We start from the raw sequence: 23,030 nt of genomic DNA on the forward strand, positions 1-23,030 counted from the left end.
CGGGAACTGGACCCCACGGTCCAGTGGCGTTCCTGGCACCTCCACATCGGGTCCATGGCGCGGTCCGCGCACGACAGGGTGGTCACCGAGGTGATCGGCCCCGCGGTGGACCTGTTTCCCGACCACCCCTGGTTCTTCATCCGGTACTGGCAGCACGGGCCGCATCTGCGGCTGCGGCTCGGAGGGCTGACCGCCTCCGAGACGGCACGCGTCGAACGACTGCTCCAGGACCGGCTCGGCCGCGCGGTCCGTCTCCAGGAAGGGGAGGAACCGGTCGACCGGGACACCTATCTGGGGCACGCCCAGCGGCTGTCCGCGCTGGAGGAACCGCACCGCGGCGTCCGCCCGGCCGGCCCCAGGGACCCGGGCTCGTACCCGGACACCTACGTCCCGGAGACGGAACGGTACGGCGGGCCCGCCCTGATGCCCGCCACCGAGCGGCTGTTCCAGCTCTCCAGCGAACTGGTACGCGCCTTCCTGCCCCGGCTGCCCGACTCGCGGTCGCGTTCGGCGATGGCGCTGCGGGCGGCCATGTCCGCCGGCACCGCGCTGGGCGGCCCGGCCGACCAGGCACTCTTCTACCGGCACGGGCTGGACGCGTGGCGGCAGATGGTGGGGGCCGGGTTCCGGCTCTCCGCCGAGCAGCTGGACCGGCTGTGCGGGACCGGCTGGGCCGACGCGGGCGCCGGACGGCACCGGACCGCGCCGCCCGCCGTGGACCCGGCCCAGCACGGCCCGTTCGGGTCCTGGCACACCCTGCTCTGCGACCTGGCCGACCGGATCCGCGCGGAAGGCACCGTCGAACACCCCGGGGAGGTCTTCTTCTCCCACGTCCACATGCTGCACAACCGGCTCGGCCTGACCGTGGCCGAGGAACTGCAGACCTACGCCCGGCTGGTCCACCTCTTTCCGTTCCCGGAGCCCGGCACGGCCGACGCCGCTCCGCAGCCGGCACTCAAGGAGCACTGATGGCACGATCCACGCTCACCACGGCGGCCCCTCCGGAAACGCCGTCCGCCGCCGCACCCCCGGTGGCCGTCCGAACCGTGGGGCTGTCCCGGTCCTACGGCGACAAAACCGTGCTGCACCCGCTCGACCTGGAGATCCCCGGCGGCGGTCTCGTCGGCCTGCTGGGGCCCAACGGCGCGGGCAAGTCCACACTGCTCAGCCTGCTCGTCGGGCTGCGTCGGCCGTCCTCGGGCCACTGCGAACTGTTCGGCGGCGACCCGCGGAAGCCCGTACACCGCAGGATGATCGGGGTGACCCCGCAGGAGACCGGGCTGCCGCTCACGCTCCGGGTCGGCGAGGTGGTCGACTTCGCCGCGGCCCACTACGAGAACCCGGTCCCCCGGGGCGAACTGCTCGACCGCTTCGGCCTGCTGGACAAGGAGCGCCGCCAGACCGGCGGGCTGTCCGGCGGCGAGAAGCGCCGCCTGGCGGTGGCCCTGGCCTTCGTGGGACGGCCCCGCATGGTGTTCCTCGACGAGCCCACCACCGGACTGGACGTGGAGACCCGCCACACCCTGTGGGACGTGATCCGCGCCTTCCACGCCGAGGGCGGCACCGTCCTGCTGACCAGTCACTACCTGGAGGAGATCGAGAGCCTGGCCGACCGCGTGGTGGTGCTCACCCGCGGCCGGGTCGTCGCCGACGACACGGTCGACGCGCTGCGCGGGCTGGTGCGCGCCCAGCGGGTCAGTCTGCTGGCCGACGACGTACCGCCCCTGCCCGGCATCCTCTCCTCCGAGCGGGTCGACGGCCGTATCCACCTGCTGACCCCCGACGCCGACGCGCTGGTGCGCGATCTGGTCACCAGCCGGGTGCCGTTCTCCGGACTCGAAGTCCGTTCGGCGACGCTGGAAGAGGCGTTCCTCACCCTCGCGGACGAGGCCGGGGCGGACGACGCCCCGGCCGGCACGCCCGCGGCGACGACACAGTTGGGAAACAGCCCGTGGCGATGAGCACGTCCGAGACGGCCGGCACGTCCGAGGCGGCGTCCGCCGGCCTCCTCCCCGGCGCGGAGGCATCCGGCCGGGGGGCACGCGCGGCCCTGCGCACCCAGACCAGGATGACCCTGATCCACGCCCGCTACCAGCTGCTGCGCACCCTGCGCATCCCGATCGCGCTGGTGGGCACCGCGTTCTTCCCGGCCGCGTCGATGCTGTTCTTCGTCGTCCCGGCCGTCGGCGACGACCCCGTGGGCTCGACCTACGCGACCACGGCGATGATCGTGTTCGCGACCATGACCAGCAACCTCTTCGGCCACGGCATCGGGGTGGCGGAGGAACGCCAGCAGCCGTGGGACCTCTACACCCGCACCCTGCCCAGCGGGCCGGGCCCGAAGTTCGCGGGACGGCTGCTGGCCGGGCTGGGCACGATGCTGCTGTCCCTGCTCCCGCTGCTGGCCATCGCCGCGTTCGCGACCGAGGCCACCACCACCCCGCTGGGCTTCCTCGCCGGCGTGGCCGTGGTGGTCCTGGTCTCGATACCGTTCACCCTGATGGGACTGACCATCGGGTATCTGCTGCCGGTCCGGGCGGCGATGGCGGTGGTCCAGCTGACGTTCTTCCCGCTCGCCTTCGCCGGAGGGCTGTTCTCCGGGCCGGACCGGGCCCCCGGCTTCATCGAGACGATCGCCCCCTTCACCCCCACGCGCGGCGCCGCCGAGCTGATGTGGGCGGCCGTGGGCGACTACCGCATGAACCCGGTCGCGGCCGTCGCCTTCGCGGTGTGGACGGTGCTCCTGGCCGTGCTGTCGGTGTACGCCTACCGGCGTGACGAGGGCCAGCGTTTCCACTGATCCGGCCCCGGCCGTGGAACGCCGACGACGCGGCGGTGGGGGTGACGGTCCGTCCGGACCGTCACCCCCACCGCCGCACCGTCATGGGCGCTCGCCCGCCTTCCGCGGCGGCGCCCGGGAGGACACCCCCTAAGCGGTCGGCTCCAGGAGGGGCGCCCAGCGGTCGGCCAGTTCCCGCAGCAGCGCCTCGGTCTCCGCCGGATGCCGGGCGAGGCCGTAGACCCGGCAGTCCGGGCGGACGACGGCCGCCGTCGCGCCGAGCGACCCCAGCCAGGCCCGCAGCGGCTCGTCGGCGGCGTCACCGGACCGCAGCGGACGCAACCGCAGCCGCCAGCGCGCCGTGCGCTCCAGCAGGCCGGAGGCGTGCAGCACGGCGGGATCGTCCACCGTGAGCAGGACGAGGTCCGGGCCGAGGTGCCCGGCGGCGCCGAGTACCGACGGTGGAACCGGCAGCCCCGCGCCGGGGCCCGCCGTGCCGTCGTCCCTCCGGTGGTACAGGCCCCCGTCCGGGGCGTGGACGCCGGGCTGTGCCGCGCGGGCGACGTCCGCGTCCGGCCGCGTCGCCATCGCGTTGTCGCGGTGCGCCGCGGCGACCGGATCGATCACGCAGATCATCCGGCCGAGCGCCACCGACCGGTCGATGCTCCCCTGGGCGTGCGGGCGGCGCTCGGCCTCGTAACTGTCCAGGAGTTCCTCCCGCGCGGCGCCGGCCAGCACCCGGTCCAGCTTCCAGGCCAGGTCGCCGGCGTCGCGGAGACCGGAGCACATGCCCTGCCCGGCGAACGGCGGCATCTGGTGGGCGGCGTCCCCCGCGAGCAGCACCCGGCCGGCCCGCCAGCGGTCCGCGTTGCGGGCGGTGAAGGTGTAGACGGCATGGCGTTCCAACGTGGCGTTGCCCGGCTCGACGCCGAACAGCCCCAGCAGCCGCCAGGCGTTCTCGGCGGTGCCGAACGCCTCGGGGGACTCGCCCGGCAGCCGCATGAACTCCCAGCGGCGGTGCCCCGGCCCGGCCGAGACCGCCACCCGGGGGCGCGCGGGGTCGGCGATCTGCGCATTGCACGGCGGGAAGTCCGCCGCGCGGTGCGGGGCCACGTCGCAGGCCATCCAGTCCAGCGCGAAGCCCCGGTCGCTCAGCGCGGCCCCCATCGCCTCCCGCACCATGCTGTTGGCGCCGTCGCACCCGACGATCCAGCGGGCGCTCAGCACCCGCTCCGGGCCGCCGGCCGCGCGGCGCACCGTGAGGTCCACACCGTCGCCCCGGTCGGTCAGTCGTACCGCCTCGTGACCGCGCAGCAGCCGCAGGTTCGGTATCCGCGCGGCGCGCTCCTCCAACGCCTCCTCCAGGCCCGGCTGGTACATGGAGGTGGACACGGGCCAGCGGTGGGCGGGGTCGTGGCCGAGACCGATGCGGAGCAGGGTGCGGCCCGTGGCGTCGACGACCACGTAGTCCTCGGAGGGCTCCCCGAACGTGCTCAGGTGGGGGCCGACCCCCGCGGCGTCGAGGATGCGGGCGGCGTCGGTGTCGAAGGCGACGGCACGCGGCATCGGGTACGGCCTGGGCCAGCGTTCGACGACCGTGACCTGCCAGCCGCGTTGGGCGAGCAGGATCGACAACACCTGGCCGACCGGGCCGAACCCGACGACGAGGACATCGGCGGGGGCCTCTTCCGAAGCCGGGGGCGGCGCAGCGCTCAACTTTCTCTCCCCTCACGAAGAGCGAATGGACTCCCCGGGTGTGACACCGCGCAGGGAAGTCCGGTACGCGGTCACGCTAGCCCGCGTTCCACGCCGGACGGACCCGCGGAACCCCCTCCGGGAAAGAACGTGATGAATGTCAGCGCGGCTCGGGCGGCCGTTGTCCCGTCCGACGGCCGACTGCCAGCATCAGCGGCGTCACCAACCCCTTCTGCAAGGCCAAGGAAAGGATTCACCATGAGCATCCTCGCCAACGAGAACCTGGCCGCCGGCGACCTCTTCGCCTCCTTCGACATCGCCGAGCTGGAGGTGCTGGAGGTCTCCGACAGCGTGGGCCTGCCGGAGATGGGCGCGAGCTCCTCGGGCCTGGCCGTCGAGGACTCCGCGAGCGACGTCAGCCTCTGCTGCTCGTCGTCCTCCTCCACCTGCTGCTGCTGCTGATCACAGGTGTCCGCGTACCGGCCCGTTCTTCGGGCCGGTACGCGGGACCACCCCCGCGCACGTCCCGGAGAGGAGCCCCATGAGCACCGGTACCCCCGTGCGGACACCCCTGTCCTGGACGCGGCACGATCACTACGTCTTCCGGCTGTTGCGCACCTGGGCGGAGCATCCGGAGGCGCCCGCGGTGTACTGGTCGGGGCACCGCCTCACCGCGGGGGAAAGCCTGTCGCTGGTCTTCGACACGGCCGCCGCGCTGCGGAACTCCGGTATCGCCCCGGGCGACACCGTCGCCCTTCTCACCGCGGCCAACCACCCCACGGCGCTCTTCGCGCGCTACGCCGCGCACCTGCTGGGCGCGGCCGTGGTGTCGGTCCGCGCGGCCAACCCCCGCAGCGACGCCGAGATGCTTCCGCCCGAGGTCCAGGCCGAGGTGCTGCGGGACACCGGAAGCCGCCTCCTGGTCGCCGACGAGACCACGGCCGTACGAGCGGCCGCGCTGGTCTCGCCCGGCCTGCGCGGCCTGCTGCTGCCCGCCCCCGGCGCGGCCACCCCGGCGTACGGCACGGGCGGTGCCCTGGCCCGGGTGCCCGAAGGCACGGACTTCGGGCCGGACGAGGCGGCGCCCTACGTCCCCGGAGCCCGCGCCCGGATCACCTTCACCAGCGGGACGACCGGGCTGCCCAAGGGGATCGTCCAGAGCTACCGGACCTGGAACGCGACCGTCGGCATCTACCCGGCCGCCCCCGGCCCCTCCCGCATCCTGGCCGTCACCCCGGTCAGCCACACGGTGGGCTCCATGGTCGACGCAGTGCTCGCCGCGGGCGGTTCCGTGGTGCTGCACGAACACTTCGACGCGGACGAGGTGCTGGACGCCTTCGCCCGCCTCGCCGTGACGGACACCTATCTGGCGGTGCCGCACCTCTACCGGCTCACCGAACGGCTGTCCGCGTCCGGCGGCCGACCGGACCTGTCCGCGCTGCGCCGGGTGGTGTACAGCGGGACCCCGGCCGCGCCGCACCGGATCACCGAGGCGCTGCGCTGGTTCGAGGGGCCGCTGTCCCAGCTGTACGGATCCTCCGAGGCGGGCGGCATCTGCGGCCTGGACCGGCTGGACCACCGGGAACCTGAGCTGCTGCCGACCGTGGGCCGGCCGTTCCCCTGGGTCGGGCTGCGCCTGCGCGACCCGGAGACCGGCCACGACGTCCCCCGGGGCGCGACCGGCGAGGTGTGCGTGCGGTCCGCGACGGTCATGGACGGCTACCTCGGCCGCGACCGGGCGGAGGGCAGCACCCCGGACGGCTGGCTGCGGACCGGTGATCTCGGCCGTCTCGACGTGTACGGCAGGCTCCGGCTGACCGGCCGCATGGGGCAGGTCATCAAGAGCGGCGGACAGAAGGTGCATCCGGCCGCCGTGGAACGGGTCCTGGCCGAGCATCCGGCCGTACGGCAGGCGGTGGTGTTCGGGGTGCGGGACCACGACCGGGTGGAGCGGGTGTACGCGGCGGTGTCCTTGTACCCGGGGAGCGACGGCGACGACGTCCGGCTGCGGGCCCATGTCGGGGCGCGGCTGGACTCGGCCCATGTGCCGGTGCGCATCAGCCGGTGGCCGGAGCTGCCGTTGAACGACAGCGGCAAGCCCGATGTGCGGTATCTCCGCGGACTCGCGGAGGCGGCGGACAGCGAACCCGGCGTGCGGGAGACCACCGGGGAGAGGAGAGCGATATGACGTCATATCTGCACTTTGCGCGCGAGATGCGGCTCGGCAGGCTGTTCCGTCACGGGGACGGCCGGCTCCTGCTCACCCCGCTCGACCACTCCGTCACCGACGGCCCGGTGGTGCCCCGCGGCAGCAGCATCGACCGCCTCGTCGGCCAGCTGGCCGCGGGCGGCGTCGACGGCGTGGTCGTCCACAAGGGCGTGCTGCGGCACATCAACCCGTCCCGCTTCGCCGGCATGTCGCTCGTCGTGCACCTGAACGCGAGCACCCGGCACGCCCTGGACTCGGACGCCAAGTACCTGGTGACCGCGGTGGAGGACGCGCTGCGGCTCGGGGCGGACGCGGTAAGCGTCCACATCAACATGGGCTCGACGGACGAGCGGCAGCAGATCGGGGACCTGGGCCGGGTGGCCGATCTGTGCGACCGGTGGAACCTGCCGCTGCTGGCGATGGTCTACCCGCGCGGCCCCCGCATCCGCCGTCCGGAGGCCCCGGAGCTGGTGGTGCACGCGGCGACGCTCGCCGCCGACCTCGGCGCGGACCTGGTGAAGGTCCCCTACGTGGGGACCGCGGCCGAGATGCGCGACGTGGTCGCCGCCTGTCCCGTCCCCCTGCTGTGCGCGGGCGGCCCGCACCGTGGTGCGGGCACCGACGTGCTGGCGTTCGTCCGGGACGTCATGCGCGGCGGCGCCGCCGGTGTCGCGATGGGACGCAACATCTTCCAGGCCGCCGATCCTCGCCGGATGGCCGCCCGGGTGGCCGGTGTGGTGCACGGCGGGTCCCCGCTGCACATCGCTGACGAGAAAGAAGGGCAGTGTGATGAACGGACAGAAGCTGTGCTGGCTTGACATCCGCGGGGCCGGTGCCGCCCGACCCGCGATCATCGAGGAGGCCCTGCACCAGCGGATCGACGGCATCGTCGCCGGTGACCTGCAGACCCTGGCCGACCTCCCGCCCACCGTCCGCAAGGTGCTGCTCCCCAGTGGCGAAGGCTGGTGGCGGGACGAGTGCTTCCCCGGCGCGGCCGACATAGTGGTGCTGCCGCCCGGCTTCACCGGCCGCGCCGAGCTGGAACAGGCCCACCCCGAGGTGGAGTTCGGCCGCCTGGTGGAGATCATCGACGCCGCGAGCCTGGAGGAGGCGTGCGCCGCGGCGCGGACCGAGCGCTGGAGCGTCCTCGACTTCCGCGACCCGACCAAGATCCCGCTGGAGATCGTCATCGCCGCCGCCGCGGGCTCCAAGGGCGCGATCGTGACCACCGCCGCCGACCCCGAGGAGGCGGCGATCACCTTCGGGGTGCTGGAACTCGGCTCGGACGGGGTGATGATGCCCGGCCGCTCCGTGGGGGACGCCACCGCGCTGGTGGCGGCGGCCCGGTCCTCGGCCGGTGAACTGACGCTGACCGAACTGACCGTCACCGCGACGACGCACATCGGCATGGGCGAGCGGGCCTGCGTCGACACCTGCAGCCAGCTGCGGGAGGACGAAGGGATGCTGGTCGGCTCCTACTCCAAGGGAATGGTGCTCTGCGTCAGCGAGACGCACCCCCTGCCGTACATGCCGACCCGTCCCTTCCGGGTGAACGCCGGCGCGGTGCACTCCTACGTGGTCGCGCCGCACGGCCGTACCAACTACCTCAGCGAACTGCACGCGGGCGCCCCGGTCCTGGCGGTGGACGCCACCGGACGGACCCGCGTGGTGCCGGTGGGCCGGGTCAAGATCGAGACCAGGCCGCTGATCTCGGTCGACGCGGTGTCACCGGAAGGACAGCAGGTCAATCTCATCCTCCAGGACGACTGGCACGTGCGGGTCCTGGGGCCGGGGGGCGTGGTGCTGAACTGCACCGAACTCGCCCCGGGCGACAAGCTGCTGGGGTACGTGCCCACCGCCGACCGGCATGTGGGCTACCCCATCGACGAGTTCTGCCGCGAGCAGTGACCATGACGCACGGTCCGCAGACACCGGCCACCGCCACCCCGGACCACGAGTCCGCCGTGGCGGTGATCGGCGGCGGCATCGCGGGGCTGACCCTGGCGCTCGCCCTCCGGCGGGAAGGGGTGGACTGCACCGTCTTCGAACGGAGCCCGGAACCGGCCGAGGTGGGAGCCGGGCTCCAGCTCGCGCCCAACGCCACCAGGCTGCTGCACCGGCTGGGCGTCGCCGAGGCGCTCCGCGCGGTCGCGGTCCTGCCCCGTGCGCTGAGGATGCGCGGCTGGGACGACGACCGGCCGTTCGGCACCACCGCGCTGGGCGCCGCCTGCCGGCGCGGTTACGGCGCGCCCTACTACACGGTCCACCGGGCCCAGCTGCACCGTGTGCTGTGGGAAGCGGTCGGCGGCGGACGGGTGCGGACGGGGCACCGGCTGACGGACCTGACGGAGGACCCCGAAGGGGTGGACCTCGGCTTCGCCTCCGGCGCCCGGCACCGGGCGGGCGTGGTGATCGGCGCGGACGGGGTGCACTCCGTGGTCCGCGCCTGGCTCGCCGGTGACGAGCCGGTGTTCTCCGGCAGCAGCGTCTACCGGGGGCTGGTCCCGGCCGGACGGCTGCCGTGGGCGGCCGACGAACCGGAGGTCCGCGTCTGGCCCGGGCCCGGGCGCCATCTGGTGTGCTATCCGGTCTCCGGGGGACGGGAGATCAGCTTCACCGCCACCGTGCCCGCGGGCACGGCGGGGGAGGAGTCCTGGACCGCCGAGGGCGACCCGGCCGAGCTCGCCGCCGCCTACCGCGGCTGGAACCCGGCGGTCACCCGGCTCATCGGCTCCGCCGACGTGGTACGCCGCTGGCCTCTGTACGACCGGGAGAGCCTGGCCGGCTGGGTGACCTCCCGGGTGGCACTCCTCGGCGACGCGGCCCATCCCATGCTGCCCTTCCTGGCCCAGGGGGCGAACCAGGCGATCGAGGACGCGGTGACCCTGGCCGTATGCCTGGGCCGGACCGCTGAGGGGGGCGTGCCGGAAGCGTTGCGGCGTTACCAGGAACTGCGTCTGCCGCGCACCGCGCTGATTCAGCGCGGTGCGCGGCAGAGCACGCGGTTTCTGCACATGCGGAACCATCCGAGGCCGGACGAATCCCGCCAGGCCGCCGACGCTGCGGATCCGCACGGTCTGGCGGGGCTGAGGGCCATGGGCTGGCTCTACGGGCACGATGCGGAGGCCGTCGCGGCGGCGGTATGACGGACATCGCCAGGGCCGCGAGACCGGCCGACAGGGCCTGCGCTGCCATGGGAGAGGGGAAAGCCGAGGAAGGCCGGGAAAGGGAGCGGCGAAGCCGGGGTGGTCCCCGGCCGAGCGGGCGGCGCCGCCCCGTCCGGGCTCACAGCCAGCGCTGTTCGGAGGCGATGCGGGCCGCGTCGAAGCGATTGCGGGCCTGGAGTTTCCGGATGGAGGTCGACGCCAGGTTCCGTACCGTGCCGACCGCCAGGTACAGATCCCGGGCGATCTCCTTGAGCGAGGCGCCCGAGGCGGTCAGTCGGAGCACATCGGCCTCCCGGACGCTCAGCGGGCAGTGGAGTGACAGCGGCTGGGAGCTGAAGAGGCCGGGGTCCATGGTCAGACAGCCCACCGCGGCCCCGCGGATGGCTCCGATCAGGTACGTCAGTTCGGCCTGCAGGGACACCACGCTCAGTACGCCGGCCCGGATCGCCTGGTCGGTGAAGGTGAGAGAGGGCTGACTGGAGATCAGGGCCACTCCGCACTGCGGCTGCATCGTGCGCAGTTGGGTCAGGATGGCGAGCACGTCCTCGTCGACGGTGCCCGTCTCGACAACCGCGACGGCCGGTTCTAAGCGCGCCACCACCGGCAGAAGATCAATGTGTTGCTTCGCGGCCCCGACCACGGAGAAGTCGGGCAGAGTGTCCAGGTGCTTCGCCAGGATCTCAACGGACAAGGCGTATCTTCCAGCCACGACGATGCGGATACTCACGGCAGTTCCCCCCGAGGCACGCTGAAGCGACACATCGAAGGGCCGACGCGCCACTGTGGTGGCGCCTGCGGCCGCTCGATGCGGATATGAAGATAATGGGTGGACCGGTGAAGTGTTCGAGGAAAGACAGAAAGTCCAAGCGCACAGCGCCGTAAGGCCGTCGAGGCGGGCCGGACGTGTAACCGAGGCGGTTCGGTCCGGCGCGGACGGTGAGGGGGCTAGCGGGGCATCGGACACGCGGAGGGGCGCGGGCGCGCGGTATCGGGGGGGCATGGGGGAGCGGGGAGTGCAAGTGGGGGGTCGTGCCGTGTTGCCCGGTGCGCTGCGTCCGTGGCTCGGGGGGATCGCCGGCCTCGGCGCGGTGGTGCTGTTCGGGCTCGGGGTTCTCTTCGCCGGGGACAGCCGGCCCGGTGTCGTGGACCTGCGGGTCTGGGCCGTGGTGAACGGGGCCGCGCCGCCCTGGCTGTACGTCGCCCAGGCCATGGATTTCCTGGGCGAGCCCGTCGGAGCGCCCCTGCTCGTCGGGGCCACTGTGGTGGGCTGCCTGCTCCTGCGGCGGCCCCGTGCCGCGGTGCTCGTCGTGCTCGGGGTCGGGGTGACCGTCGGGGTGGCCAAGGTGCTCAAGTCCCTCGTGGGGCGCACCATTCACGGTGACAACCTGTCGTTCCCCAGCGGGCACACCGCCTTCTTCACGTCGTTCGCCCTGGTGGTGGCGTTGCTCGTCGCCGGGTGGCTCCGGGTCGGCAGGACCGTGGGGGTGCCACTCGTGCTTGCCTCGACGCTCCTCGCCGCCGCCGTCATGGGCTGGGCGCAGGTCGTGCTCGGTGCGCACTACCCGACCGACGTCGTCGGCGGCTGGTGCACCGCGGTGGCGGTGGTACCGGTGGTCGCCTGGGGCGTCGATCGGGTCGCTGACGGTCGGCGGTGACCTTACGCCCGGCGGCGGAACACCGGCTTCACCGGTCTCCCTGCCAGCCAGGCGGTGGGGTCCCCGGCGTCCAGGGCCTTTCGGTACACCGCGCACGCCTCGGACACCGCCTCGATCGTGCGGTCGATGTCCTCCTCGGTCAGCGCGCTGCTCACCACGAACGACGGGGCCAGCACCCCGCCCGCGAGCAGCCGGTGCAGGAACAGGGTGCGGTACTCCTGTGACGGCTGCCCGTTCTCGTCGAGCGTGGCGAAGACCAGGTTGCTCGGCCTGCCCCGTACGACTACGTGGTCTCCTACGCCCATCGCCGTTGCCGCCGCACGGACGCCTGCCGCCAAGCGCTCGCCCAGGGCGTGCAGTCGGGCCGTGATGCCTTCCTCCGTGTACGTGGCCTGGACCGCCATCGCCGCCGCCAGGGAGTGCGTCTCCGCGCCGTGCGTGGTGGAGAGGAGGAAGACCCGGTCGTCCGAGTGGCGCAGGCCTCCTCGTTCCATCAGGTCTCGGCGGCCGGCCAGTGCCGAGACCGCGAAGCCGTTGCCCAGCGCCTTGCCGAACGTCGAGAGGTCCGGGACCACGCCGTACAGGCCCTGCGCGCCCGCCTCGGACCAGCGGAAGCCGGTGATCATCTCGTCGAAGATCAGGACGCAGCCGTGTCTGTCGGCCAGGTCCCTGAGGCCCGCCAGGTAGCCCTGCGGCGGCTCCGTCTGGGTGGCCGGTTCCAGGATCAGGCAGGCTATGTCGTCCCCGTGTCGAGCGAGCAGCTCTTCCGTGGCCTTCAGGTCTCCGTACGGGAACTTCAGGGTCAGGTCCGTGGGCGGGATTCCCGCCGCCATCGGTGTCGTGCCTATGAACCAGTCGTCCACGGAGAAGAAGGGGTGGTCCGCGCAGAGCGCCACCCTCGCGCGGCCCGTGACCGCGCGCGCCAGGCGTACCGCCGCCGTCGTGGCGTCCGAGCCGTTCTTCGCGAACTTCACCATCTCCGCGGTCGGCACGGTGGCCAGGAAGCGTTCCGCCGCCTCGACTTCCAGGATCGACGGGCGGACGAAGTTGCTGCCGCGGTCCAGTTCCCGCCGCGCCGCCTCCACCACGCGCGGGTGGGCGTGGCCGAGGCTGACCGACCGCAGGCCGGAGCCGTACTCGATGTAGCGGTTGCCGTCGACGTCCCACACATGGGCGCCCCGGCCGTGGCTGATGACCGGGGCCAGGTGCTCGGGGTACTGGTCGTCGCCCTTGGCATAGGTGTGCGCGCCCCCGGGGATCAGGGTGTGCAGGCGCTCGTTCGCCTCCCGTGACCTGGGGAGTTCGAACTCTTCGGTGTTCACGCCGACCTCACTTCTCTTGGTGCTTCAGGACTTCGGCGAGGCTCGGTGCCTCCCGGTCCCGCTGGGACATCGACGTGGCCGGGAGAGGCCAGGGGATGGCGAGTTCCGGGTCGTCGAAGGCGATCGTCACGTCCTCGGTGGGGTCGTGCGGGCGGTCTATCCGGTACGAGGTGTCCGCGGTCTCCGTCAGTGCCTGGAAGCCGTGCGCGCACCCCGCCGGGATGTACAGGGTCGTCTGCGTCTCGTCGGAGAGGTGGAAGGTGGCCACGTTGCGGTACGTCGGGGAGTCCGGGCGCAGGTCCACCACGACGTCGAAGATGCGTCCGTACGAGCAGCGCACCAGCTTCGCCTCGCCCTCGCCGGAGCGCAGGTGCAGGCCGCGCAGGACCCCGCGGACCGAGCGGGACAGGCTGTCCTGGACGAAGGCGTACGGGTCGAGGCCCACCGAGCGGACCACGTCCACGTCGAAGGTGCGGCTGAAGAAGCCGCGCTCGTCGGCGTACGGCGTCGGCTCGAACAGGTACGCGCCGGCGATCTCCGGGACTTCGGTCGCTTTCATGTGGCCTTCCGGTGTGCGGGGAACAGGGTCGTCGTCAAGGTGGTGAAATGGGCTGTCAGTTGCTCTGCCGCTGCCTTGTTCCGGTCGGTGAGCGTCTGCCGTAGTTCGGGCGATCGCTTCTCCAGGGAGCGGAACTGGTCCAGCAGACGGTCCGCGTCCAGTTCGCGTGCCGGGTGGCAGTACTCGCCGAGGCCCATCCCGGCCATGAGCGCGTCGCTCTTCGCCGCGTAGGTGACCGCGAGCACCGGAGTTCCGGTCTTCAGCGCGCAGATCAGGTTGTGGTAGCGGATCGCCACCACACTGTCCGCGGCCGCCATCTCCTTCATCAGATCGGCCAGCGAGGACGTCTCGGCCGCGGTGAGCAGCGGCGAGTCCACCGCGTCGAGGATCGACGCGACCACCGGCCTGTCGACCTCGTCGCCCGTGAGCAGCCGCACCTGCCTGCCGTCCTCGACCAGCGCGCGGACGAAGCGGGTCGTCCCGTCCAGATAGCGCCGATGGATCTCCTCCGCCCGGGCCCGGTCGTCGTTGCCCCCGTGGAAGGCCATGACGCCCACGCAGACCGGGCCCGGCGACCCCGAGGGCCCGCCCGGCGGCGTCGGCAGGGCGAACGCGAGGTCCGGGTGGACCTCGTCGCGCGCCGTGTCCACGCCCATCGCCCGCATGGCGTCACGGGACTGGGCGTCCCGGTACGAGCGGTACGCGGCGAGCCGTGCCGACCAGCGCACCAGGGCCCGGGTCGGCCGGTTGCGGATCGTCGCGGCACCGACGCCGACCAGCGCGACCGGGGTGCCGACCAGACGGCCGGAGGCACAGAGCAGGAACAGCGCGTACGGGAAGCCCCACGGCCGCAGCGGCAGCGTGGCCTCCAGGACGCCCATGCCCGGGACGATCACCACGTCGTGCCTCCGCACCCAGGCGGCCGTGCGGAAGACGTCGACGAGCTTGCCCAGGCCCTTGCCCGCGACCGCGCCCGCTCGCGAGGCGGTGCGGTACTCCCCGCGGTACCAGTGCAGTCGCGTCGCGGGGATCCCGAACCGGGCCGTCACCGCCTCGGGGCCGCCGCAGAGCGCGTCGACGACCGCTTCCGGGTGTTCCGCGCGGAGGTGGCCGAGGACGGCTTCGAGCGATCCGTCGTTGCCGAGGTTCCCGGAGCCGAGCAGGCCGAAGACCCCGACTCGTACCGGCGTCACGGCCGCCGTCCTTCACGCCCCGCCACCAGCGCGTCGACCGAGACGGCGAGCAGTGCCGGGTCGACCGGCGCCCGGTCCTCGACCCGCTCGCCCGCGCCGCCCGGACGGGCCCGGCTGGACGCCCACTCGGCCAGGTGGCGGTAGCAGGCGCGCCGGTCGGCGGCGGACAGCGGCGCCCGCTGGATCGCCGAGACGAAGCCCCAGACGTACTCGGCGAGCAGCCGGGGCGTCGGGTGCAGCCGGCCCGCCCGGCGCGGGTCCAGGTTGACGCACCGGGAGCGCTTGGAGGGGTTGGCCCGCTCGGCGCGGGTGGGGTGGTCGCGGCGGAAGTACAGCAGCTCCGGCACCTGGTGGAAGGCTCCGTGCAGGCCGATCTCGGAGACGAACGTGCGGTCCGCGTGGTGGTAGCTGTCGAGCGGCTTCACCCGGCGCAGCACATCGGCCCGGATCACCCCGTAGAAGTCGTCGCCGCCCGGCTCGAACAGCATGCTGCGGAAACGCACCGGCGCCTTCGGGGAGCCGGTGGCGAGCTTGTACTCGTACGGGACCTTCACCTGGCCGTCCTCGTCGATGACCGCCTGGTCGGCGTGGGCGAGGATCACGTCCGGCCGCTCGTCGAGCGCCTCCACGCAGCGCTTGAGGAGGTCCCGGGCGTACAGGTCGTCGTGCGAGGCCCACTTGAACAGTTCGGTGCGGCACTCGGCGAACACACGGTTGTGGTTCGGCGTCGCGCCGACGTTCCGGGGCAGCCGGATGTACCGGATGCGCGCGTCCTTCTCCGCGTACGTGCGGCAGATGTCCTGGGTCCCGTCGGTCGAGGCGTTGTCGGAGATGACCAGCTCGAAGTCCCCGTAGGTCTGGCCGAGGAGGGCGTCGAGCGATTCGGCGAGGTACTCCTCGCCGTTGTACACGGGCAGGCCGATGGTCAGCCTGGGTCGGGCGGTCATGAGGTCCTCACTTCGGGGATCGAGTTCAGGTGGTGCTCGCGCCGGCCGGCGCGCAGGTGCAGCCACCACACGGCCGAGCTGCCGACGGTCGCGGCGGCGACGCCCCAGGCCGAGCCGACCGTGCCGGCCACGGCCGCGCCGCCGAGCCCGCCGCCGGCGTAGCAGACGGAGGCGAAGAGCTGGGCGCGCAGGCTGCGCCGGGCCGCGCCGAGCGCGCGCAGCCCGGCCGCAGCGCCGGTGCCGAGGCCGGCACCCGCGACACTGAGCGTGGCCGGCACGATGAGCTCCGAGGCGGAGTGCCAGACATCGCCGAGCACGAGCTCGCCGAGCCCGTCCGGTACGAGGAGCAGCGCCGCGCCCCAGAGCAGCGCGGCGACGGCCTGCCCGCCGCCGAGCAGCAGGCAGAACCGGCCGAGCCGGTCCGGGGCCTGCCGCAGCACCCGCGCGGCCTCGGCGACGGTGACGAGGGACAGGCCCATGAGCAGGGCGAGGAACGGGCCCTGCAGGAGCTCCGCGCCCCGGACGGCGCCCACCGCGCCGACCCCGGCGATCGCGCCGAGTCCGTACGCCCGCAGCTGGCCCGCGCCGCTGAGGCTGCTGTTCTCGACGAGGTACCGGTAGCCGAGATCGCGCTGCTCGCGGAGCCACCCGCGGGCCCGCGCGAGGCGGGGACGGATGCCGGACTGGAGGGAGCCGTAGCCCGCGGCGACCGCCGCGGACCCGCCCCAGGCGAGCACGAAGGCGGCCACGCTGCCCACGTGCGCCGCCACGACCATCGCGGGGACGAGCGCGACGCCCCACACGAGGTCGTTGAGGAACGCCTTCTTCCCGGCGCCGGCCGCGAAGAAGGCGAACCGCCAGGCGTCCTGCAGCAGCAGCCCCGGCAGGACGACGCCCAGGCAGGCGAACGCGGGACCCACGCTGCCGCCGAGCGCGAGCCCGACGAGGAGGCACACCGCGCCGACGGCGGCACCGAGGCCGAGCGCGGCGCCCGACGACCGGGCCACCGCCGCGCGCCAGGACGCCTCGGGCACGGCGCTGAACCGCACCACCAGCGGGTCGGTGGCAAGACCGCGGGAGGCGCCGAGCACCACGCCGTACGTCACCCAGGCCAGGCTGAACACGCCGAACGCGGTCGGCCCGAGCGAGCGCGCCACATAGATACCCACCGCGAAGTTGCTCATGCTGGAGGCCGCCTGGTCGGCCAGTCCCCAGGACAGGCGGCCGACGACGGCCCGCCGGGCGGACCCGGCCGGCGCCGTCGTCTTCTCCTCCTCGGTGGTCACCGGCGTCATGCCTCGATCAGCCCGGCGCCCCGCAGGGCGTCGGCGGCGGCGGCGACGGTGTCGAACGGCAGCCCGGACCGCTCGGCGACGTCGAGCAGGCTGTGCCCGCCGTCGGAGAGGTTGAGCACCCACAGCATCGCCATCTGGGCCTGCTTGGTGTCGCTGCGCCCGCCCAGTGCCTCGTACAGACCGCGCTTGCCCAACTGCGGCTCGCCGTACGGGCTGAGGTTGACGTACCGCCGGTTGCGGTCGAGGAGGGCGAACGCCTCGCGGCAGACGGCGAGCGTGTCCGCCATCGCCTCCGGGGAGACGAAGTCCAGGTCGTCCGCCGACGTGTGGTACTCGGGATAGCCCGCGTACGGGGTCCGGGTGAGCGAGCCCACGCCGAGGTCGAACCCGGGGGAGCAGAACTGCCGCTCGTCGTAGCCGTACGGAGTGAACTCGTTGATCCGGTGCGGGCGTTCGGAGGTCTCCAGGACGTGCCGCAGCACCCGGTCGATCTCCGCGTCCCCGCGCCTGCTCCGCTTGTACGTCAGCGAGCCCGGGTCGCCCGCGCACGCCAGGACCAACCCGTGCTTGACCTTCTCCACCCGCTCCCTGTTGCGGGCCAGCCAGGTGATCGCCCCGATCGTGCCGGGCGCGAACAGGAAGCGGTACGTGTAGTACGGCGTCCGCTCCGCGAGCTCCCGCGCCAGGAACGTCGCCACCGCGATGCCGGCCAGGTTGTCGTTGGCCAGCGACGGGTGGCAGACGTGGCAGGAGACGATCACCTCGTCCTCGACCTGCCCGGGGACCACGTGCTCGGCGTAGGTGAGGTGACCGTCGGCGAGCGTGGAGTCCACGCGCACCTCGTAGTCGCCCTCCGGCAGCGCGTCCAGGGTCTCCTGGGCCAGGCAGAACCCCCACTCCGGCTTGTAGTAGCTGGTGCGGTACGGCACCCAGGACGGGTGCTCCGGCAGGGTGTGCAGGTGGGAGCGCAGCTCGGACAGCGGCATGGTCGCCGACACCGGCACGCTGTAGCCGAGCACGTGCAGGCTGGACGCGGCGAAGTCGACGACCCGCCTGCCGGTGGCGTCGGCGACGTACGCGTCCCGGATGTTCCACTCCTGCGGCACCGTCCAGTCGAGGACCTGCGTCCCGGTCGGCACCTCGTGCACCTGGAGCGGGATGTACTCGCCGACGATGTCCAGGGTGGCGCGCACGCCGTCGCCGGTGATGCTCCGGCAGAGCGGGTACATCCGCTCCACCAGCTTGTGCATGTCCTCACCGGTCGCGGTGACCGGCTGTGCCTCATCGGTCGCGGTCATCGGCGCCACCGCAGGGTGTCGTCGACCGTGCCGTTCTCGGACGCCGCGCGCAGCACGGCGAGGCGGGTGAAGCGCTGCTCGAAGGCCTCCTTGGTCAGCCCGTGCTTCCGGTAGGCGTCGGCGAGTTCGAGCGAGCCCTGCTTCACCGTCCACTCGCAGTCGAAGCCGGGGATCGCGTCGCGGAACCGGGAGAAGTCCACCCGGTACGAGCGGGGGTCGGCGCCGTTCTCGCCGGTGATCCGCACCTTGGCGCCCTCGACCGCCTCCGCGACCTGTTCGGCGATCTCGGCGACCGTGACGTTGTTGACCTCGCTGCCGATGTTGAACGCCCGGTCGTGCACCGCCTCCCGGGGCGCGTCGAGCGCGGCAGTGAAGGCCCGCGCGATGTCGGCGGCGTGCACCAGCGGGCGCCACGGGGTGCCGTCGGAGAGCACGAGGACCTCGCCGGACAGGAGCGCGTGGCCCACCAGGTTGTTGAGGACGATGTCGGCGCGCAGCCGAGGCGAGTAGCCGAAGGCGGTGGCGTTGCGCATGTACACCGGGCTGAAGTCGCCGTCGGCCAGCTCGTGCAGGTCGTCCTCCACCCGCACCTTGGACTCCGCGTACGGCGTCACCGGGCGCAGCGGCGCGTCCTCCGCCACCAGATCGTCACCGCCGGCGGCGCCGTACACCGAGCACGTCGACGCGTACAGGAAGCGCCGCACCCCGGCTTCGCGGGCCAGCCGGGCGAGGCGTACGGACGCGTGGTGGTTGATGTCGTAGGTGAGCTCCGGTGCCAGCGAACCCAGCGGGTCGTTGGACAGCGCGGCCAGGTGGATCACGGCGTCCACCCCGGCCACGTGCTCGGCCGTGACATCGCGCAGGTCCACGCGGGCCCCCTGCGGGTCCGCGGGCTGCGGGCCGAGGACGCAGTCGGCGAACAGACCGGCGTCGAGGCCGACGACTTCGTGTCCGGCGGCCGTGAGGACCGGGGCCATCACGGTGCCCAGGTAGCCCTGGTGTCCGGTCAGCAGTACGCGCAAGGTTCATTCCCCCAGGTCGAGAGTGAGTTTGGTGACGGCGAACGCCTCGGCGTAGCGCGTCTGGCTTTCGATGCCCCGGATCCGGGCCAGGCCGAGGAAGGCCTCCCGGTCGTACCAGGGGCGGTGCCGCTGCGAGGGGTAGTGCTCCTGCAGCAGCCGCACCTTCTGTTCGGCGATCTCCGGTGACAGCGGCTGGTACGCCACCGGCCGGCCGAGGTCGGCGTCCCACTTGACGATCTCGTAGCCGAGCACGAGGTGGTCGCGGAACGCGGTGGGGATCAGCTGCGCAAGGCCGCGGTGGTCCTGGTGGGCGTCCTCGGTCCGCGGGGCCAGGACCAGGTCCGGCTCGGTCCGCCCGCGCAGCTCCTCGACGGCGGACTTGGCCTCCTCCCAGTGCGCGGGCATCCGGCCGTCCGGCAGCTTGAGCACGGTGAGGCGCAGGTCGGCGCCCGGGCAGAAGGCGGCGAGCGCGGCCCGCTCCTCCTGCTCGCGCTCGGTGCCGCCGCCGGAGAGCACCAGCGCGTCGACGCGGATGCCCGGCCGCGCGAGGCACAGCGTCAGGAGCGTGCCGCCGGCGCCGATGGCGATGTCGTCGCAGTGCGCGCCGACCGCGACGATCCGGTCCAGACGCCCGGTCCCGAGCCGGATCACGCGCTCACCCCGGCGTCGTCCCGCTCCCACACGGCCCACGGCCGGTCGCCCCGCGCGTAGGCCTCGTCGAGCGCGGCCCGCTCCTTCACGGTGTCGGTCGGCTTCCAGAAGCCGCGGTGCTGGTGCGCCACCAGGCGGCCCTCCTTGGCCAGGCCCGCGCACCCGTCGGCGACCAGGTCGCCGTTCTCGGGTATGTGGTCGAAGACCTCCTGGCGGAGCACGAAGTAGCCGCCGTTCTCCCACAGCGGCAGATCGCTCACCGCGGTGATGCCCCCGACCAGGTTGTCCTCGCCGAGCTCCACGCAGTGGAACGAGGACTGCGGCGGCACCACCATCATCGACGCGCCGGCGTCCCGCTGGGAGAACCGGTCGATCATCTCGTCGAGCGGCGCGTCGGTGAGCACGTCGGCGTAGTTGGCGAGGAACATCTCGTCGCCGTCCAGGTGGTGCCGGACCCGGCGCAGCCGCTCGCCGATCGGCGACTCGATGCCGGTCTGCGCGAACGTGATCGTCCAGTCGGATATGTCGGTGGACAGCAGCTCGGTCCGCCCGCCGCGCAGGACGAAGTCGTTGGACGTCGTCTCCTCGTAGTTGAGGAAGAAGTCCTTGATGTGGTGGGCCCCGTAACCGAGGCAGAGGATGAACTCCGTGTGCCCGAAGTGCGCGTAGTAGCGCATGACGTGCCAGATCAACGGCCTCGGGCCGACCATCGCCATCGGCTTGGGCACGTCGTCGGAGGTCCCGTTGCGCATCCGCATCCCGTAACCGCCGCAGAACAGTACGACCTTCATCGCTCCACCTCGACAATGCTCAGTTCCGGGATGGGGAAGACAAGGCGGCCGCCCCACTCGTGCACGAAGGACAGCTGCTCGACCAGCTCGGCCCGCAGGTTCCACGGGAGGACGAGGACGTAGTCCGGCCGGTCCTCGGCGATCCGCTCGGGCGGCAGGATCGGGATGCGGGTGCCCGGGGTGAACCTGCCGTGCTTGTACGGGTTCCGGTCGACCGTGTACGCGAGGAGGTCGGGCCGGATGCCGCAGTGGTTGAGCAGGGTGTTGCCCTTGCCGGGGGCGCCGTAGCCGACGACCGTCTCGCCCCGGTCGGCCGCCTCGATGAGGAACCGCAGCAGGTCCCGCCGCACCTTCGCCACCCGGTCGGAGAACTCGGTGTACCCGGACAGCTCCTGGAGCCCGGCCGCCTTCTCCCGGTCGAGCACCTCGGCCACACGACCGCTCGGCTCCCCGGCCACCGCCGCAGGCCGGGCCCACAGCCGGATGGAGCCGCCGTGCGTCGGCAGCAGCTCGACGTCCACCAGCGTGAGTCCGCCGCTCGCGAGCGCGCGGATCGCGGACGCGACCGTGTAGTACTGGAAGTGCTCGTGGTAGATCGTGTCGTACTGGTTCTCCTCGATCAGGGTCAGCAGGTGCTGCACCTCGACGGAGACCCAGCCGTCGTCCGCGACGAGGGCCCGCAGCCCCTGGGTGAAGCCGACGACGTCGGGGATGTGCGCGTACACGTTGTTGGCCACGACCAGGTCCGCCGGGCCGTGCTCCGCGCGGACGGCCGCGCCGGTGTCCGGGCTCAGGAACTCCGTGACCGTGGGCACGCCCGCCTCCCGCGCGGCGGCGCCGACGTTCACCGAGGGCTCGACGCCGAGGCAGCGGATCCCGCGGTCCACCACGTGCTTCAGCAGGTAGCCGTCGTTGCTCGCGACCTCGACCACGAACGAGTCGCCGCCGAGGCCGAGCCGCTCCACGGCGTCCGTGACGAACGTCCGCGCGTGCTCCACCCAGGACGTCGAGTACGAGGAGAAGTACGCGTACTCCTTGAACGTCTCCTCCGGCGTGATCAGCGGCGGGATCTGCGCCAGCCAGCAGTCGGTGCAGACCCGCAGGTGCAGCGGGTACGCGGGCTCCGGCCGGTCCAGCTGGTCCGCGGCGAGAAAGCTCTCGCACGGTGGCGTCGCCCCCAGATCGACGACGCTCGCCAGCGTCGCCGAGCCGCAGAGTCGGCATCGTGTCATTTACTGCCCCCCATTGATTCCGTCCGACCCGCGATCGCGGTGCGGTACTCCTCCACCAGACGCTCCAGCCCGACGGACGGGCTGAAGAGCTGCTCGTAACGGCGCCGGGCCGCACGGCCCATCTCCCGGTTCCGGTCCGGCCCGTCCGTGACCCGCCGCAGGCAGGCGGCGAGCGAGGCGGCCTCGCCCGGTCGGTGCAGCAGCCCCGTCACCCCCTCGTCGACGAGTTCGACGAAGCCGCCGTGAGCGGCGGCGACGGCGGGGACCCCGGTCGCCATCGCCTCGGCGACCACCAGGCCGAACGTCTCCCTCGCCATCGAGGGAGCCACCACGGCGACCGACCGCGCGACGGCCTCCCGGCACTGGGCCGGGTCGTACAGGCCGGCGTACCGCACGTCGTCCCGGCCCGCCGCCCAGGCCGTCACCTCCGGCTCCATCGGCCCCGCGCCGGCGATCACCAGCGGCACGCCCACACCGCCGTCCGCCGCCAGCGCGTCCCACGCGGCCATGAGCAGTCGTACGCCCTTGGGCTCGGCCAGCCGGCCCAGGAAGAGCACGTGCTCGCCCGCGCCCGTGCGGACGGTGCCCGGATCCGGCACGAAGTTGTGCTTCACCGTGAGGCGTTCGGCCGGCATGCCCGAGCTCACCAGGAGGTCGCGCTGCGCCGCGGAGATGCAGAGGAACCGCTCCACGCCCGACCACCACCGCCGCCGGTTGACCGCCAGGCTGACCGCGAGCGGCACCGTCGCGAGCCGCGAGTTCCGGTAGCAGCCGTGCCGGACGGCGGGCAGCGACGTCACCGACCCGACGCACTCGGTGCACGGCCTGCCGTCCCGGTGCAGCGTGCCGGGCGGGCAGACCTGGGTGTAGTTGTGCAGCGTGGCGACGACGGGCACGCCCGCGTCGGCGCACGCGGTGATGACCGCGGGGGAGAGCAGCGGGAAGACGTTGTGGACGTGCACCACGTCCGGCCGGTCGGCGCGGAGCCTCGCCGCCAGCTCCGTACGGACCGCGGGGTTCCACGGCACGAGGAGCGGCACCGCGGCCTTGCCGAGGAGGGAACGTCCCGCGATGTCGTCACTGCGCCGCTCGAACAGCTCGACCCGGTGGCCGGCCGCGCGCAGCAGCCCCACCTCCTCGTCGACGACCCTGTTCTCCCCGCTCGGCTGCGCCGACGAGTAGCGGTTGTGCACGACCAGTACATGCATGCTCAGA

22 protein-coding genes are annotated in these 23,030 nt (G+C 72.9%); 9 read left to right on the forward strand and 13 right to left on the reverse strand.

The features are described 5' to 3' along the window. Nucleotides 1-54: 54 nt before the first annotated feature. The 3 genes from ACFYX3_RS25570 to ACFYX3_RS25580 are packed head-to-tail and all read left to right on the forward strand — an operon-like array spanning nt 55 to nt 2,800. A complete protein-coding gene (locus ACFYX3_RS25570) occupies nt 55-969 on the forward strand; it encodes a thiopeptide-type bacteriocin biosynthesis protein (protein WP_389017620.1) in 915 nt (304 codons plus the stop codon). Further along, nucleotides 969-1,961: an ABC transporter ATP-binding protein gene (locus ACFYX3_RS25575; protein ID WP_389017623.1), complete on the forward strand. Its 993-nt coding sequence runs from the start codon at nt 969-971 to the stop codon at nt 1,959-1,961. The genes ACFYX3_RS25570 and ACFYX3_RS25575 overlap by 1 nt, the downstream gene beginning before the upstream one ends. Beyond that, complete coding sequence (locus ACFYX3_RS25580) at nt 1,958-2,800, forward strand: ABC transporter permease (protein WP_389017626.1); 843 nt, start codon at nt 1,958-1,960, stop codon at nt 2,798-2,800. Before ACFYX3_RS25575 ends, ACFYX3_RS25580 begins: the two co-directional genes overlap by 4 nt. A 129-nt stretch (nt 2,801-2,929) precedes the next feature. Here ACFYX3_RS25580 and ACFYX3_RS25585 read toward each other — a convergent pair whose 3' ends face one another. Further along, a complete protein-coding gene (locus tag ACFYX3_RS25585; protein WP_389017629.1) occupies nt 2,930-4,495 on the reverse strand; it encodes a bifunctional 3-(3-hydroxy-phenyl)propionate/3-hydroxycinnamic acid hydroxylase in 1,566 nt (521 codons plus the stop codon). 237 nt (nt 4,496-4,732) lie between these two features. Between ACFYX3_RS25585 and ACFYX3_RS25590 the strand changes: the two genes are divergently transcribed. The 5 genes from ACFYX3_RS25590 to ACFYX3_RS25610 all read left to right on the forward strand — a co-directional run bounded on the left by ACFYX3_RS25590 (nt 4,733) and on the right by ACFYX3_RS25610 (nt 9,829). Next, complete coding sequence (locus ACFYX3_RS25590; protein ID WP_382659422.1) at nt 4,733-4,936, forward strand: thiazolylpeptide-type bacteriocin; 204 nt, start codon at nt 4,733-4,735, stop codon at nt 4,934-4,936. 79 nt (nt 4,937-5,015) lie between these two features. Then, entirely contained in the window at nt 5,016-6,662 is a 1,647-nt protein-coding gene (locus ACFYX3_RS25595; RefSeq protein ID WP_389017633.1) for a class I adenylate-forming enzyme family protein, read from the forward strand. Beyond that, a complete protein-coding gene (locus tag ACFYX3_RS25600; protein WP_389017637.1) occupies nt 6,659-7,501 on the forward strand; it encodes a 2-amino-3,7-dideoxy-D-threo-hept-6-ulosonate synthase in 843 nt (280 codons plus the stop codon). Before ACFYX3_RS25595 ends, ACFYX3_RS25600 begins: the two co-directional genes overlap by 4 nt. Then, entirely contained in the window at nt 7,473-8,591 is a 1,119-nt protein-coding gene (locus tag ACFYX3_RS25605) for a 3-dehydroquinate synthase II family protein (protein ID WP_389017640.1), read from the forward strand. The genes ACFYX3_RS25600 and ACFYX3_RS25605 overlap by 29 nt, the downstream gene beginning before the upstream one ends. Before the next feature lie 2 nt (nt 8,592-8,593). Beyond that, entirely contained in the window at nt 8,594-9,829 is a 1,236-nt protein-coding gene (locus tag ACFYX3_RS25610; RefSeq protein WP_389017643.1) for an FAD-dependent oxidoreductase, read from the forward strand. A gap of 139 nt (nt 9,830-9,968) precedes the next feature. On the opposite strand, the gene ACFYX3_RS25615 is transcribed toward ACFYX3_RS25610, so the two are convergent. Beyond that, nucleotides 9,969-10,577, reverse strand: a complete 609-nt coding sequence (locus ACFYX3_RS25615; protein ID WP_389017646.1) for a LuxR C-terminal-related transcriptional regulator — start codon at nt 10,575-10,577, stop codon at nt 9,969-9,971. Between the two features lie 271 nt (nt 10,578-10,848). Between ACFYX3_RS25615 and ACFYX3_RS25620 the strand changes: the two genes are divergently transcribed. After that, a complete protein-coding gene (locus ACFYX3_RS25620; RefSeq protein WP_389017649.1) occupies nt 10,849-11,505 on the forward strand; it encodes a phosphatase PAP2 family protein in 657 nt (218 codons plus the stop codon). Between the two features lie 2 nt (nt 11,506-11,507). Here the strand turns inward: ACFYX3_RS25620 and ACFYX3_RS25625 are convergent, their stop codons facing one another. Genes ACFYX3_RS25625 through ACFYX3_RS25675 form a run of 11 tightly spaced genes read right to left on the reverse strand, consistent with a single transcriptional unit; the run spans nt 11,508 to nt 23,023 of the window. Continuing rightward, nucleotides 11,508-12,827 (reverse strand): glutamate-1-semialdehyde 2,1-aminomutase, encoded by a 1,320-nt coding sequence (locus tag ACFYX3_RS25625; RefSeq protein WP_389017652.1) that lies wholly within the window; start codon nt 12,825-12,827, stop codon nt 11,508-11,510. A gap of 7 nt (nt 12,828-12,834) precedes the next feature. Next, a complete protein-coding gene (gene rfbC, locus ACFYX3_RS25630; protein ID WP_389017654.1) occupies nt 12,835-13,386 on the reverse strand; it encodes a dTDP-4-dehydrorhamnose 3,5-epimerase in 552 nt (183 codons plus the stop codon). Next, nucleotides 13,383-14,579: a polysaccharide pyruvyl transferase family protein gene (locus tag ACFYX3_RS25635; RefSeq protein WP_389017657.1), complete on the reverse strand. Its 1,197-nt coding sequence runs from the start codon at nt 14,577-14,579 to the stop codon at nt 13,383-13,385. Before ACFYX3_RS25635 ends, rfbC begins: the two co-directional genes overlap by 4 nt. Next, entirely contained in the window at nt 14,576-15,526 is a 951-nt protein-coding gene (locus ACFYX3_RS25640; protein WP_389017660.1) for a glycosyltransferase family 2 protein, read from the reverse strand. The genes ACFYX3_RS25635 and ACFYX3_RS25640 overlap by 4 nt, the downstream gene beginning before the upstream one ends. After that, nucleotides 15,523-16,821 carry a hypothetical protein gene (locus ACFYX3_RS25645; RefSeq protein ID WP_389017663.1) on the reverse strand — a complete coding sequence of 433 codons (1,299 nt, stop codon included), beginning with the start codon at nt 16,819-16,821 and terminating at the stop codon, nt 15,523-15,525. The genes ACFYX3_RS25640 and ACFYX3_RS25645 overlap by 4 nt, the downstream gene beginning before the upstream one ends. Beyond that, nucleotides 16,818-18,119, reverse strand: a complete 1,302-nt coding sequence (locus ACFYX3_RS25650; protein ID WP_389017666.1) for a DUF4910 domain-containing protein — start codon at nt 18,117-18,119, stop codon at nt 16,818-16,820. Before ACFYX3_RS25650 ends, ACFYX3_RS25645 begins: the two co-directional genes overlap by 4 nt. Next, entirely contained in the window at nt 18,116-19,141 is a 1,026-nt protein-coding gene (locus ACFYX3_RS25655) for an NAD-dependent epimerase/dehydratase family protein (RefSeq protein ID WP_389017669.1), read from the reverse strand. The genes ACFYX3_RS25650 and ACFYX3_RS25655 overlap by 4 nt, the downstream gene beginning before the upstream one ends. A 3-nt stretch (nt 19,142-19,144) precedes the next feature. After that, nucleotides 19,145-19,792 (reverse strand): PIG-L deacetylase family protein, encoded by a 648-nt coding sequence (locus ACFYX3_RS25660; protein WP_389017672.1) that lies wholly within the window; start codon nt 19,790-19,792, stop codon nt 19,145-19,147. After that, nucleotides 19,789-20,583 (reverse strand): glucose-1-phosphate cytidylyltransferase, encoded by a 795-nt coding sequence (locus ACFYX3_RS25665; RefSeq protein ID WP_389017675.1) that lies wholly within the window; start codon nt 20,581-20,583, stop codon nt 19,789-19,791. Before ACFYX3_RS25665 ends, ACFYX3_RS25660 begins: the two co-directional genes overlap by 4 nt. Beyond that, complete coding sequence (locus ACFYX3_RS25670) at nt 20,580-21,815, reverse strand: class I SAM-dependent methyltransferase (RefSeq protein WP_389017678.1); 1,236 nt, start codon at nt 21,813-21,815, stop codon at nt 20,580-20,582. Before ACFYX3_RS25670 ends, ACFYX3_RS25665 begins: the two co-directional genes overlap by 4 nt. Next, on the reverse strand, nt 21,812-23,023 hold the full coding sequence (locus ACFYX3_RS25675) for a glycosyltransferase (protein ID WP_389017681.1): 1,212 nt from the start codon (nt 23,021-23,023) through the stop codon (nt 21,812-21,814). Before ACFYX3_RS25675 ends, ACFYX3_RS25670 begins: the two co-directional genes overlap by 4 nt. Between the last annotated feature and the right edge of the window lie 7 nt (nt 23,024-23,030).

Origin of the sequence: Streptomyces sp. NPDC002463 (assembly GCF_042889835.1) — a bacterium.
GTDB classification, from domain to species: Bacteria; Actinomycetota; Actinomycetes; order Streptomycetales; family Streptomycetaceae; genus Streptomyces; species Streptomyces nymphaeiformis.